Origin of the sequence: Thauera sp. K11 (assembly GCF_002354895.1) — a bacterium.
In the GTDB taxonomy this organism is placed as follows: domain Bacteria; phylum Pseudomonadota; class Gammaproteobacteria; order Burkholderiales; family Rhodocyclaceae; genus Thauera; species Thauera sinica.
This window is the reverse complement of record NZ_CP023439.1, coordinates 3,680,262-3,693,025: the sequence shown is the minus strand read 5'-3', so window position 1 is coordinate 3,693,025 and position 12,764 is coordinate 3,680,262. Positions and strand designations below refer to the sequence as shown.

The following is a 12,764-nucleotide window of genomic DNA, read 5'->3' as shown; positions in this document are numbered from 1 at the left end:
ATGGGCAAGCCCACTGGTTTTCTGGAGTATCAGCGTCTTTCCGAAGCCTACGAGCCGGTCGAGGCGCGGCTGAGGAGCTACAAGGAGTTCGTCGTCCGCCTGACGGATGCCGAGGCCGCCGTGCAGGGCGCGCGCTGCATGGACTGCGGCATCCCGTTCTGCAACAACGGCTGCCCGGTGAACAACATCATTCCGGACTGGAACGACCTCGTTTACCGCGGCAACTGGCAGCAGGCCATCGAGGTGCTGCATTCCACCAACAACTTCCCCGAGTTCACCGGCCGCATCTGCCCGGCGCCCTGCGAGGCGGCCTGTACCTTGAACATCAACGCCGAGGCGGTGGGGATCAAGTCGATCGAGCACGCGATCATCGACAAGGCGTGGGAAGAGGGCTGGGTGCAGCCCAGGCCGGCCGCGGTGAAGACGGGCAGGAAGGTCGCCGTCGTCGGCTCCGGCCCCGCCGGCCTTGCCGCGGCCCAGCAACTGGCGCGCGCCGGCCACGACGTGACGGTGTTCGAGAAGAACGACCGCGTCGGCGGCCTGCTGCGCTACGGCATTCCCGACTTCAAGATGGAGAAGGGGCTGATCGACCGCCGCGTCGCGCAGATGGAAGCCGAGGGCGTGACCTTCCGTACCCGCGTGGTCGTCGGCACGCAGGACATCCCGGCCGGCATCGTCAATGACGCCGCCCGGATGGTCAGCGCCGAGCAACTGCAGAACGAGTTCGACGCCGTGGTGCTCGCCGGCGGTGCGGAAGTGCCGCGCGACCTGCCGGTGCCGGGGCGCGACCTCGACGGCGTGCATTTCGCGCTCGAGTTCCTGATTCCGCAGAACAAGCAGAACGCGGGCGATGCCTCCAACCCGATCTCGGCCAAGGGCAAGCATGTCGTCGTGATCGGCGGCGGCGACACCGGCTCCGACTGCGTCGGCACGTCCAACCGCCACGGCGCGGCCAGCGTGACGCAGTTCGAGCTGATGCCGATGCCGCCCGAACAGGAGAACAAGCCGCTGGTGTGGCCCTACTGGCCGACCAAGCTGCGCACCTCGTCCTCGCACGAAGAAGGCTGCGAGCGCGATTTCGCCGTCGGCACCAAGGCGTTCGTCGGCGAGAACGGCAGGATCAAGGCGCTGAAGGCCGCCCGCCTCGAATGGAAGGACGGCCGCATGAGCGAGATCCCGGGCTCGGAATTCGAGATCAAGGCCGACCTCGTGCTGTTCGCGATGGGCTTCACCCAGCCGGTGGGCGGCGTGCTCGACGCCTTCGGCGTGGCCAAGGACGCCCGCGGCAACGCCAAGGCCGCGACCGATGGCGAGGGCTGCTACACCACCAACGTGCCCAAGGTGTTCGCCGCCGGCGACATGCGCCGCGGCCAGTCGCTGGTGGTCTGGGCGATCCGGGAAGGGCGGCAGTGCGCGCGCGCGGTCGATGCCTTCCTGATGGGCGAGAGCCTGCTGCCGCGCTGAGCGGCCGGCCGGGAAACGGCATGCGGGGCGGTCTTCGGGCCGCCCCTGTCTTTCTGTAACGGGGAGCGGTGCGGGTGGACATGGATCTCGCCGGCTGGGCCGTCACCGCGGTCGCGGTGCTGCTCACCGGCATCTCCAAGTCGGGTCTGGGCGGCGCGCTGGGCGGGCTGGCGGTGCCCTTCATGTCGATGTGGATCTCGCCGCGCGACGCGGTGGCGGTGATGCTGCCCATCCTCATCGCGATGGATTTCGTCGGCATCCGCGCCTGGCGGGGCAGGGCCGACTGGGCGGAGCTGCGCCTGCTGATCCCGGCGGCGCTGGCCGGCATCGTGCTCGGCACGCTGGCCTTCGGCGTGCTGTCCGACCGGGTGGTGAAAGGGACCGTGGGCCTGATCGCCGTCGGCTTCGCCCTCGATCGCGTGCTGCGCCGCAGCCGCGGCGCAGTGGCCGGCCCGGGCGGGCGCCGGCGCGGCTTCGCCTGGCTGTGCGGCGGCGGGGCGGGCTTCACCAGCACGCTCGCGCATGCCGGCGGTCCGCCCTTCATGATCTACCTGCTGAGCCGCAGGCTGCCGAAGGAGACCTTTGCTGCTACCTCGGTCTTCTTCTTCGCGGCGATCAACCTGGCCAAGCTGCCTTTCTATCTCGGCCTCGATCTGTTCAGCCGCGACACGCTGCTGATGTCGGCCATGCTGCTGCCGCTGGTGCCGCTCGGCGTGTTCATCGGCATGCGCCTGCTGGCGCGGATTCCCGAACGCCCCTTCTACCTGTTCGCCACCGCGGCGCTCGGCCTGTCGGGCGCCAAGCTGCTGTGGGACGCGCTGCTGGCCTGAGGCGGTGAACGGACAAGGGCGGCCCGCTTCCTGCAGCGGGCCGCCCTTCGTGGCTTTGCGGACGGCTTACAGCAACTGCAGTCGTTCGACGGTGTAGCGCGCGATCATCAGTTCCTCGTTGGTCGGCACCACCGCCACCGCCACCCGGCTTTCCTCGCCGTCGATGCGCGAGGCGTCCGCCGCATTGGCCGCGAGGTCGATGCGCACGCCCAGCCAGGCCGATTGCTCGGCCACCTTCTGGCGCACCTGCGCCGCATGCTCGCCGATGCCGCCGGTGAACACGAGCACGTCGAGCCCGCCCGCCGCCGCGGCCAGCGAACCGAGTTCGCGGGCGATGCGGTAGCAGTACAGGTCGACCGCCTCGCGCGCTTCGGGCGCATCGGAGGCCAGCAGCGTGCGCATGTCGTGGCTGATGCCCGACACGCCGAGCAGGCCGGACTCCTTGTACAGCAGTTTCGTCAGGGCCCTGGCGTCCATGCCCTTCTGCTCCATCAGGTAGAGCATCACGCCGGGGTCCAGGCTGCCGGTGCGGGTGCCCATCATCAGGCCCTCGACCGCGGTGAAGCCCATCGTCGAGGCCACGCTCCTGCCTTCGCGCAGCGCGCACGCCGACGAGCCGTTGCCGAGGTGGCAGATCACCACTGCGCCGTGCGCACGCTCGCCCACCACGCCGGGCAGCGCGCGCGCGACGTAGTCGTACGACAGGCCGTGGAAGCCGTAGCGCTTGATGCCCGCGGCCGTCATCGCGCGCGGCAGCGCGTAGGTCTGCGCCAGCACGGGCTGGGTGCGATGGAAGGCGGTGTCGAAGCAGCCGATCTGGCGGATGCCCGGCATCAGGCCGGCGACGGCATGCACCGCGCGCAGGTTGTGCGGCTGGTGCAGCGGCGCGAGCGGCACGAAGCGCTCCAGTTCGGCCAGCACCTGGGGCGTCAGCTCCACCGGCGCGCTGTAGCGTTCGCCGCCATGCACCACCCGGTGGCCGGCGGCGACGATGTCGAGGTCCGGATTGTTGGCCGTCAGCCAGCGGAACAGGTGGGCCAGCGAGTCGCGGTGCTGCTGCTCGAGCTGGTCGCTGGAAGTGAGGACCGGCTCGCTGGACTTGTGCCCGTCGGCCGTCCTGGTGGTCAGCTCGGGCGTGGCGCCGATGCCTTCCACCTGGCCCGAGATGGCCGGGTGCGAGGCGAGTTCGCCATCGAGCGGGTACAGCGCGAACTTCAGGCTCGACGAGCCGGCGTTGAGGATCAGGACGGCCTTCATGCCTTCGTCGCCTCCCGCTTGCAGTGGGCCATCAGTTGCACCACGGCGCACGACGCGGCGCGGGTTTCGGCGGTGTCGGCACGGCTGGTCAGCACGATGGGCACGCGCGCGCCGAGCACCACGCCGGCCATCAGCGCATCGGCCAGGTATTCGAGCTGCTTGGCGACCATGTTGCCGGCCTCGAGGTCGGGCACCACCAGGATGTCGGCGTTGCCGGCCACTGCGGAGCGGATGCCCTTGGTCTTGGCGGCCACCAGCGACACCGCGTTGTCGAAGGCCAGCGGGCCGTCGAGCAGGCCGCCCTTGATCTGGCCGCGGTCGGCCATCTTGCACAGCGCGGCGGCCTCGATGGTGGAGCGCATCTTGGGATTGACCGTTTCCACCGCGGCGAGGATCGCCACCTTGGGCTCGGCCTGCCCCAGCACGTGGGCGAGGTCGATCGCGTTCTGGATGATGTCCACCTTGTCCTCGAGCGTCGGCTCGATGGTGATCGCCGCGTCGGTGATCATCAGCGGATGCGGGTAGGTCGGCACGTCGGCGAGGAACACGTGGCTGATGCGGCGGCCGGTGCGCAGGCCGGTTTCGCGGGCGACCACCGCCCCCATCAGTTCGTCGGTGTGCAGCGAGCCCTTCATCAGCGCCTCGGCCTTGCCGCTGCGGCACAGCGCCACCGCGGTGGCGGCGGATTCGTGGCTGTGGGCGGTGTTCACGATCTCGAAGCGGCTGATGTCCAGGCCGAACTCCTCGGCCACCGCGCGGATCTTCGCCTCCGGCCCGACCAGGATGGGCGTGACGAGGCCGGCGGCAGCGGCCTGCACCGGCCCGGCCAGCGATTCCTTGTCGCACGGGTGGGCCACCGCGATGGGAATGGGCGTGAGGCCGGCGGAGATCGACAGCAGATGGCTGTAGCGCAGCTCGCGGTCGGAAATCGTCACGTCGGGCAGGTTGACGCGCGGGCGGCGGATCTTCTCGGTGGGCGCGGCCACTTCCGCGGTGCCGTCGATGACCTTGAGGCCGTCCTGGTTCACCGCCAGGCAGTCGAACACGATGTGGTGGTTGTGCTCGTACTTCTCGCGGCAGGTGACGGTGATCGTCAGCGTGTCGCCGATCGTGATCGGGCGCCAGAAGTTCAGGTTCTGCGACACATACACCGTGCCCGGTCCGGGGAACTCGGTGCCAAGGACGGACGAGATCAGCGTGCTGCCCCACATGCTGTGGCCCACCACCTCGCGGAACTGGCTGGAGCGGGCGAACTCGGGGTCGACGTGGGTCGGATTGACGTCGCCGGACATCACGGCGAACAGGTGGATGTCTTCCGGCCGCAGCGTGCGCATGAGCTGGGCGAAATCGCCGCGCTGGATCTCGTCGAAGGTTCGGTTCTGGATGTATTGTTGGTTGGAACTTTCCATGGCGGATGTCTCTGTTTGCGATGCAACAATGTAATTCTATCCGCTCGGTCTGGTGGATAGGGCGAATCGGACGATCGTATTGTGCATTGCATTACCGTTTTGTTTCAGCCCTTTGCCATGAAGGCGATCACGTCTTAGGCAGATTGCCGCGTGCTACCATCGCGCCCGATTCGTGCAATGTTCGGGAAGCTCCCATGGAAGTCGTCATCCTCGCCGCCGGCCAGGGCAAGCGCATGCGCTCGATCCTGCCCAAGGTGCTGCAACCCATTGCCGGCAAGCCCATGCTGGCACACGTCATCGATACCGCCCGCACCCTGCAGGCCGAGCGCATCTGCGTGGTGTACGGCCACGGCGGCGAGGTCGTCCGCGAGCGCCTCGACGCGCCCGACCTCGCCTGGGCGCGGCAGGAGCCGCAACTGGGCACCGGGCATGCGGTGCAGCAGGCGCTGCCGCACCTGGCCGATGGCGACATGGCGCTGGTGCTGTACGGCGACGTACCGCTGATCGGCGTACCCACGCTGCGCCGGTTGTCCGAGGCAGCCGGCGCCAGCCGCCTCGCGCTGCTCACCGTCGAACTCGAAAACCCCACCGGCTACGGCCGCATCCTGCGCGACGCCGCCGGCCGCGTCACCCGCATCGTCGAGGAAAAGGACGCCACCGCCGACGAGCGCAAGGTGCGCGAAGTCAACACCGGTATCCTGGTCGCCCCGGTCGAACGGCTGCGCAACTGGCTGGGCCGCATCGGCAACGACAACGCCCAGGGCGAGTACTACCTCACCGACATCATCGGACTCGCCGTGGGCGAAGGCGTGGAAGTCGTCACCGTGCAGCCCGATGCGGCGTCCGAGACGCTGGGCGTCAACAGCAAGCCGCAACTGGCCGAACTCGAGCGCATCCACCAGGGCAACATCGCCCGCCGCCTGATGGAAGAAGGCGTCACCCTGATCGACCCGGCGCGCATCGACGTGCGCGGCGAACTCATCTGCGGGCGCGACGTCGAGATCGACATCAACTGCGTGTTCGAAGGTCGGGTGGAACTGGCCGACGGCGTGCGCATCGGCCCCAACTGCGTGCTGCGCGACGCCCGCATCGGCGCCGGCGGCCGCGTCACGCCGTTTTCCTTCATCGACGGCACGACGATGGAAACCGACTGCCTGGTCGGCCCCTATGCCCGCACCCGCCCCGGCACCAGGCTGGGCAAGGGCGTGCATATCGGCAACTTCGTCGAGATCAAGAACAGCACCATCGCCGACCAGTCCAAGGCCAACCACCTCGCCTACATCGGCGACGCCGACGTGGGCCGCAAGGTGAACATCGGCGCCGGCACCATCACCTGCAACTACGACGGCGTGAACAAGCACCGCACGGTGATCGAGGACGACGTCTTCATCGGTTCCGACACCCAGCTCGTGGCGCCGGTGCGCGTCGGACGCGGCGCCACGCTCGGCGCCGGCACCACGCTGACCAAGGACGCGCCGGCGGAACAGCTCACCGTCTCGCGCGCCAGGCAACAGAGCATCGCCGGCTGGAAGAAGCCTGAGAAAACTCCACGCTGAGCACCCCGGGCATCCGCCCGCCCCCTGACTTCTCCGAGGAGCCCTCGCCATGTGTGGCATCGTTACCGCCATCTCCACGAACAACGTCGTGCCCGTGCTGCTCGAGGGGCTGCGCAAGCTCGAATATCGCGGCTATGACTCCGCCGGCCTCGCCGTGCTGTCGGGCGAACTGATCCGCCTGCGCTCGGCCGGGCGCGTCGCGGAACTCGCCGCCCTGGCCGACGCGCGCCGCCTGTCGGCCACCATCGGCATCGCCCACACCCGCTGGGCGACCCACGGCGTGCCCTCGGAGCGCAACGCCCATCCGCACATCTCGAGCGGCCTCGCGGTGGTGCACAACGGCATCATCGAGAACTTCGAGACCATCAAGCAAAGCCTGCAGGCGCGCGGCTACGTGTTCGAATCCGAGACCGACACCGAGGCCATCGCCCACCTCGTGCACAGCAAGCTCGAGATCACGCCCGACCTCTTCGACGCGGTGCGCCTGGCCACCAACGAACTCGCCGGCGCCTACGCCATCGGCGTCGTCGCCGAGGCCGACCCCTTCCGCGCCATCGTCGCCCGCCGCGGCTCGCCGCTGCTGCTGGGCGTGGGCGAGGACGGCATGTATGCCGCCTCCGATACCGCCGCGCTGCTGCAGGTCACGCGCAAGGTCGTGTACCTGGAAGACGGCGACCTCGCCGAACTGCGCCTCGACGGCTACCGCATCGTCCGCCCCGACGGCACACCCGTGGAGCGGGAGGTGCACATCTCCAGCCTGTCGGCCGACGCGGTGGAACTGGGCCAGTTCCGCCACTACATGCAGAAGGAAATCTTCGAGCAGCCGCAGGCGCTGGGCAACACGCTGGAAATGATCGCAGGCGGCGGCGCCGTCGCCACCCAGCATTTCGGCGCCCGCGCGCCCGAAGTCTTCGAGGGTGCGCGCCGCGTGCTGGTGCTGGCCTGCGGCACCAGCTACCACGCCGGCCTGGTGGCGCGCTACTGGTTCGAAGCGGTCGCGAAGATGCCCTGCACGGTCGAGATCGCCAGCGAATACCGCTACCGCGAATCCGTGCCCGATCCCGACACGCTGGTCGTCGTGATCTCGCAGTCCGGCGAAACCGCCGACACCCTCGCCGCGCTCAAGCACGCCCGCAGCCTGGGCATGGAGCGCACGCTGGCGATCTGCAACGTGCCCGAATCGGCCATCGTGCGCGAATCGGCGCTGCGCTTCATCACCCGCGCCGGCCCCGAGATCGGCGTCGCCTCCACCAAAGCCTTCACCACCCAGCTCGCCGCGCTCGCGCTGCTGACGCTGGCCCTGGCCAAGCTCAACGGCCGCCTCTCCGAGACCGAGGAAAACCGCCACCTCACCGCCCTGCGCCACCTGCCGGTCGCGGTGCAGAAGGTGCTGGAGCTCGAACCCGAGATCGAACGCTGGGCGCAGCGCTTCGCCGCCAAGGAACACGCACTCTTCCTCGGCCGCGGCAGCCACTGGCCGATCGCCATGGAAGGCGCGCTCAAGCTCAAGGAAATCTCCTACATCCACGCTGAAGCCTACGCCGCCGGCGAACTCAAGCACGGCCCGCTGGCCCTGGTCGACAAGGACATGCCGGTCATCGCCGTGGCCCCGGCCGACGACCTGCTGGAAAAACTCAAGTCCAACCTGCAGGAAGTCCGCGCCCGCGGCGGCGAACTCTACGTCTTCGCCGACGCCGGCAGCGAGATTCCCGAAACCGAAGGTGTGCACATCCTGCACATGCCCGAGCACTACGGCATGCTGTCGCCGGTGCTGCACGTGATCCCGCTGCAGTTGCTGTCGTATCACGCAGCGCTGGTGAAGGGGACGGATGTGGACAAGCCGCGGAATCTGGCTAAGTCGGTTACGGTGGAATGATGGGGTCGCGTTGGCCTTGCTATTGCTGACAAATGAAGTCGAAAACGCCCGGTTGATTGCCGGGCGTTTTTTTATCTGGGGTCAGTTCAGAGTACGCTAGGACACGGTGGTTTGTATCTAGCAGGGGGAGGTTACAGTACTGAGCAGTTCAACCATTTCGGCTAAGCTCCAAATCGCTGCCGCCCGCCTGCTTCCGGGCGGCTTCTGCCATCTGTCCGACGCGAAAAACAGGATATAGGCTGGGTTACGGGCAACATCTTTCGGGGAACTTCAGCATGTAGTCGGACGACTCACTCTCCGCGAAATATCCACGGATGTGGTGCTAGGGGCACATCCTGAATTGATCTATATCCTGAGGGCGCGTGGTCACGCGCCGATCATAGCGCCTGCGACAACTTCACCGGGCACCCACTGCCCTCCCCAGGTCACGTCTGCGGGTTAAGTGTTATATGATAACCGGCTTACCAGCCTCCATTGCATACAGTACTCGATGAATCTCCAATCTAGCGACGCACTCAACGAAACGTACGAGCTTGAGACCGGCGATGAGCTTGCCGACGATCGCGACGGTGAAGTGACCGATCCATTAATGATGGAACCGTTCGATCCGACGAAAATAAACATCCAAGCCAAGCAGGATACTCTACGGAATCTAATTGATCGGCTGCGGAATGACGAGATCGACATGAATACCGACTTTCAACGGCATGCCGACCTGTGGACCCCAGGCCAAATGTCCAGGCTGATCGAATCGATTTTGATCCGCTTCCCGTTGCCTGCTTTCTACTTCGATGCCTCAGACGACGACAGATGGCTTGTGGTAGATGGTTTACAGCGACTATCTTCTATACGTCGATTCGTAATCGATCACGAAAAACCGCTCCGACTGTCCAATCTAGAATATCTTAAGGATCTTACGTCAAAAACTTATAACGATCTGCCGAGACAATACAAACGTCGAATCGACGAATGCCCGGTAACGCTGTTCTTGATTCAAAGAGGCACGCCAGGTGAGGTCAAATATAGCATCTTTCGCCGCATTAATACCGGCGGCTTAGTATTGAATAGCCAGGAAATCAGAAATGCTCTGGCGAAACCGCGCGAACGTGAATTCCTTCAAAAGCTAGCAAGAGATGAAAACTTTCTACGCACCATCGGGGACCAATCAAAGCGCCTGCTAGATCAGGAGTTGGTCTTACGTTTTATCGCTTTTCTCACACAAGACTACATAAAGAGTCCAAAAAATATCGCCGAATTCATGGACGAGGCAATGGGGGCTCTTGAAAAGAAGACAGACTTGGAGTTGGTAGATCTCGAAAAGAAATTTCGGGGATCGATGCAGTTGTGCGAGCAAATATTCGGCAATTCCGCATTTGAAAAGAAAGCAATAGGCGATACTGACCGGCGCAAGCGAAAGAATACAACCTTATTCGAGGTTTGGTCTGTCTGCCTGGCCAAGGTAAATTATGTATCCGCAGAAACCCTGATTTCTGCACGGCAAGATATTATCGCAAGGCTTCAAAGATTGATAACTGAAGATGATGATTTCTTTCGATCAATTTCGTTGGCAACACAAAAACGAGATCATGTTCGAATTCGTTACGAACGGATTAATCGGATAATAGCAGAAGCGGTACGATGACTTTCTCTTACGGAGATCATCAATGATTGAGTTTGTTCGAATTCAACGATTCAAAACGTTACTAGATAATAGTTTTGCACTCGGGCGGTTGAACCTGTTTACGGGTCTTAATGGAATGGGTAAATCGTCAGTTATTCAAGCATTGTTGCTGCTGAGACAGTCATATGAACTCAATGTGCTTCAAAAGCGTGGCCTTCTATTGAAGGGTGCATACGTCAATCTAGGCGTCGGTCAAGATGTACTTTCCGCTCAAGCGGATCTCAACTCATTTGAATTCTTCGTGAAATGGAGTTCTCTACCCGGAAGGAAATTCTGCTTTGATTACTCACAGGATTCTGACCTTCAGCCGTCCGGAGCATCAAACGACATTGAGCAGTTGGAATTACAGAGCTTATTTAATCGTCAGTTCCAATATTTGTCGGCGGACAGGATTGGGCCTCGTAGTCAGCACGAAGTTTCAGATTTCAATCTACGTCTCTTGAATTCAATCGGTAATCACGGAGAGTATGCGGTTCAGTATATTGCGGAGTACGGGCAAAAGACTGTTCAGAATCCTGTGCTACAGCATTCCATGGCGACGTCCAATACCATCTTGGCAAACGTAAATGCATGGATGTCCGAGATTTCACCTGGTGTTAGGATAAATGCATCAACGCAATCGCAGTTTGGTGTAGCAAACTTGTCCTTCTCTTTTGAGCAAGGGAAGGATCTAACCGCTGAATTCAAGCCTCAGAATGTTGGTTTCGGGCTATCGTACGTTCTCCCCGTTGTAACTGCAGTGCTACGTAGCGAGCCTGGGGACCTCATTATTGTTGAGAACCCAGAGTCCCACCTTCACCCCGCGGGTCAGTCGTCGATCGGAAGAATGTGCGCGCTTGCAGCCGCATCTGGGATTCAGTTGATTATCGAATCCCACTCCGATCACTTCTTGAACGGGATTCGTGTTGCTATACGTAAGAAGTCAATTGAACCGGACCAGGTTTGTTTATTTTACTTGGAACGTCATCAGGACGACAACGAACACGCATCTGTAGTTCAAAGGCCAGCCGTTGACGCAGACGGACGCATCGATCATTGGCCTACGGGATTTTTTGATGAGTGGGACAGGAATCTGGAGCAGCTTCTGTGATGGGAGAGTTTGCCTTCTTCAACCATCACTGCCTGCCGTTTGCTGACAAGGAGCAGCTCAATGACCTGATGCCAAAGTTCTTGAGATTATGCTTGAGGGCTGGGCGTTGTGGATTGAAAACAATCATTGTTGACCAGAATGTTGATGCGCACTGGTTTCGAATTGAACTGACTCCCGGTTACTATTGGCAGGATTGGTACTCGGAGAGGGCTCTTCGTGATCCATTACTGAGGGAACAGGCGCAGGCTTTTCGCAGCATCTCAACCCGACAGCCTTTTTTTTCACCGGAAGAATTAGAAGCTGCGCTATTGTTTGATGTCGAACATAGTGAATCAAAGACTTCATTTTCTGTGCTGAGGGCGGCTGTCTGGCATGGCTCTGGAATTATAAGCTTTCCCACTCGTCAACCATGGAATAAATCACCAATCATGGTTCACGTCCAGGAGATGGGCGATATCGGCGAGATTAAAATAAAAGCGAACTGGGTGGTAAACCTTTATTCGCTTGATGTGTTTGATGACGTTGAGCAGTCCCTGATTGCTGCAAGACATGCAGCAATGCGCTCAGGTAGGGAAATCTGGGAGAATAGAAATGGTTTGTTTCCGCACTTGGAATTCTGTGGCCGTGCGCCAGATCAGCTGCGGACGTGGAGCCATCGGTTATCCTGCCTCGAACAGAGCCGCGACGCGATGAGAGTTCTTGACGTGTTTGCAGACAAGTGGAAAAGGGGTGAGATTCACGAGTACACTCATGAAACATTGCGGCGTCTCGGTCTGGCCCACCGTGTAAGCGGAGAGTCTGAAACGTGCGCAAACGATCGAAGGAGGGTAAGCGCTCCACGAACCCCATCCTTATGTAGTCCCGGGTGAGCCGGCATGCTTTGGCTTCCGTTTTTTCAGTGAGCACGAGCATGTCGGAGCGCAGTACGTTCTGGTTGTCGCACCTGTCGGCAATCGAAGCCGAGGGCATTACCACAAAGGCGTACGCCGAGCGCGAAGGGCTGTCGCCACAGGCGCTCTATCAGTGGCGCAAGCGCCTGGTAGCCGGTGGCCGTGGTAGCCGCGCCAAGCTTGGCGGATTCGTCCCGATCCAGATCGAACCCTCGATGGCGGCCCGCGCGGGCTGCACGGTGGTGATCGATGCACAGTTGCGGCTCGAGTGCGCGACACTGCCGGGCGTCGACTGGCTCGCCGCGCTGTCGGCAGCCCTTGCCGAGCGGGGGCGCTGATGCACCCGGGGCATTCGATCGGCGCGGTGTATCTGTACCGGCCGGCGATCGACTTCCGCAAGTCCATCGGCGGGCTGTCGGCGCTGGTCGAGCAGGAGCTGGGGCTGAACCCGTTCGGCGACGCGCTGTATCTGTTCATCAACCGCCGCCGCGACAAGCTCAAGGCGCTGTACTGGCACCGAAATGGCTTCTGCCTCTGGTACAAGCGGCTGGAAGCCGAGCGTTTCGCCTGGCCTTCGACCGAGGCCGGTGAGCCCCCCTGCGTACTCACGATGAAGGAGCTCGAATGGTTGCTCGAGGGCTTTGATCTGTGGGCGGCCAGGCCACATAAAACACTGCAATACCAATCAGTTACGTAGCATAATCGGGTATA

The 12,764-nt window shown here is 62.7% G+C and carries 11 protein-coding genes; 9 read left to right on the top strand and 2 right to left on the bottom strand.

Annotation, left to right across the window (positions count from 1 at the left end):
* The gene (locus CCZ27_RS16080; RefSeq protein WP_096449825.1) at positions 1–1,464 is read left to right on the top strand and encodes a glutamate synthase subunit beta; all 1,464 of its coding nucleotides are present in this window, start codon (positions 1–3) and stop codon (positions 1,462–1,464) included.
* A gap of 80 nt (positions 1,465–1,544) precedes the next feature.
* Entirely contained in the window at positions 1,545–2,294 is a 750-nt protein-coding gene (locus CCZ27_RS16075; protein WP_232516675.1) for a sulfite exporter TauE/SafE family protein, read from the top strand.
* A 66-nt stretch (positions 2,295–2,360) separates the two neighbouring features.
* Here the strand turns inward: CCZ27_RS16075 and CCZ27_RS16070 are convergent, their stop codons facing one another.
* Complete coding sequence (locus tag CCZ27_RS16070; protein ID WP_096449821.1) at positions 2,361–3,551, bottom strand: acetate/propionate family kinase; 1,191 nt, start codon at positions 3,549–3,551, stop codon at positions 2,361–2,363.
* Positions 3,548–4,960: a bifunctional enoyl-CoA hydratase/phosphate acetyltransferase gene (locus CCZ27_RS16065; RefSeq protein WP_096449819.1), complete on the bottom strand. Its 1,413-nt coding sequence runs from the start codon at positions 4,958–4,960 to the stop codon at positions 3,548–3,550. Before CCZ27_RS16065 ends, CCZ27_RS16070 begins: the two co-directional genes overlap by 4 nt.
* Positions 4,961–5,154: 194 nt before the next feature.
* On the opposite strand from CCZ27_RS16065, the gene glmU reads away from it, so the two are divergent.
* From glmU to tnpB, 7 genes are all read left to right on the top strand, one after another.
* The gene (glmU, locus tag CCZ27_RS16060; RefSeq protein WP_096449817.1) at positions 5,155–6,516 is read left to right on the top strand and encodes a bifunctional UDP-N-acetylglucosamine diphosphorylase/glucosamine-1-phosphate N-acetyltransferase GlmU; all 1,362 of its coding nucleotides are present in this window, start codon (positions 5,155–5,157) and stop codon (positions 6,514–6,516) included.
* 49 nt (positions 6,517–6,565) lie between these two features.
* Positions 6,566–8,392, top strand: a complete 1,827-nt coding sequence (glmS, locus tag CCZ27_RS16055) for a glutamine--fructose-6-phosphate transaminase (isomerizing) (RefSeq protein WP_096449815.1) — start codon at positions 6,566–6,568, stop codon at positions 8,390–8,392.
* Between the two features lie 490 nt (positions 8,393–8,882).
* Positions 8,883–10,034: a DUF262 domain-containing protein gene (locus tag CCZ27_RS16050; protein WP_096449813.1), complete on the top strand. Its 1,152-nt coding sequence runs from the start codon at positions 8,883–8,885 to the stop codon at positions 10,032–10,034.
* Positions 10,035–10,056: 22 nt separating this feature from the next.
* Positions 10,057–11,163 (top strand): AAA family ATPase, encoded by a 1,107-nt coding sequence (locus tag CCZ27_RS16045; protein WP_096449811.1) that lies wholly within the window; start codon positions 10,057–10,059, stop codon positions 11,161–11,163.
* Positions 11,163–12,032, top strand: a complete 870-nt coding sequence (locus CCZ27_RS23635) for a hypothetical protein (protein ID WP_157748611.1) — start codon at positions 11,163–11,165, stop codon at positions 12,030–12,032. The genes CCZ27_RS16045 and CCZ27_RS23635 overlap by 1 nt, the downstream gene beginning before the upstream one ends.
* A gap of 41 nt (positions 12,033–12,073) precedes the next feature.
* Positions 12,074–12,391: an IS66 family insertion sequence element accessory protein TnpA gene (gene tnpA, locus CCZ27_RS16040; RefSeq protein ID WP_096449809.1), complete on the top strand. Its 318-nt coding sequence runs from the start codon at positions 12,074–12,076 to the stop codon at positions 12,389–12,391.
* On the top strand, positions 12,391–12,750 hold the full coding sequence (tnpB, locus tag CCZ27_RS16035) for an IS66 family insertion sequence element accessory protein TnpB (RefSeq protein ID WP_096449807.1): 360 nt from the start codon (positions 12,391–12,393) through the stop codon (positions 12,748–12,750). The genes tnpA and tnpB overlap by 1 nt, the downstream gene beginning before the upstream one ends.
* Positions 12,751–12,764 lie beyond the last annotated feature (14 nt).

Coding starts and splice junctions, on each gene's coding strand:
- tnpA (WP_096449809.1), top strand. CDS start 12,074: ATGTCGGAGCGCAGTACGTTCTGGTTGTCGCACCTGTCGGCAATCGAA.
- tnpB (WP_096449807.1), top strand. CDS start 12,391: ATGCACCCGGGGCATTCGATCGGCGCGGTGTATCTGTACCGGCCGGCG.
- CCZ27_RS16045 (WP_096449811.1), top strand. CDS start 10,057: ATGATTGAGTTTGTTCGAATTCAACGATTCAAAACGTTACTAGATAAT.
- glmS (WP_096449815.1), top strand. CDS start 6,566: ATGTGTGGCATCGTTACCGCCATCTCCACGAACAACGTCGTGCCCGTG.
- glmU (WP_096449817.1), top strand. CDS start 5,155: ATGGAAGTCGTCATCCTCGCCGCCGGCCAGGGCAAGCGCATGCGCTCG.
- CCZ27_RS23635 (WP_157748611.1), top strand. CDS start 11,163: ATGGGAGAGTTTGCCTTCTTCAACCATCACTGCCTGCCGTTTGCTGAC.
- CCZ27_RS16080 (WP_096449825.1), top strand. CDS start 1: ATGGGCAAGCCCACTGGTTTTCTGGAGTATCAGCGTCTTTCCGAAGCC.
- CCZ27_RS16065 (WP_096449819.1), bottom strand. CDS start 4,960: ATGGAAAGTTCCAACCAACAATACATCCAGAACCGAACCTTCGACGAG.
- CCZ27_RS16075 (WP_232516675.1), top strand. CDS start 1,545: ATGGATCTCGCCGGCTGGGCCGTCACCGCGGTCGCGGTGCTGCTCACC.
- CCZ27_RS16070 (WP_096449821.1), bottom strand. CDS start 3,551: ATGAAGGCCGTCCTGATCCTCAACGCCGGCTCGTCGAGCCTGAAGTTC.
- CCZ27_RS16050 (WP_096449813.1), top strand. CDS start 8,883: ATGAATCTCCAATCTAGCGACGCACTCAACGAAACGTACGAGCTTGAG.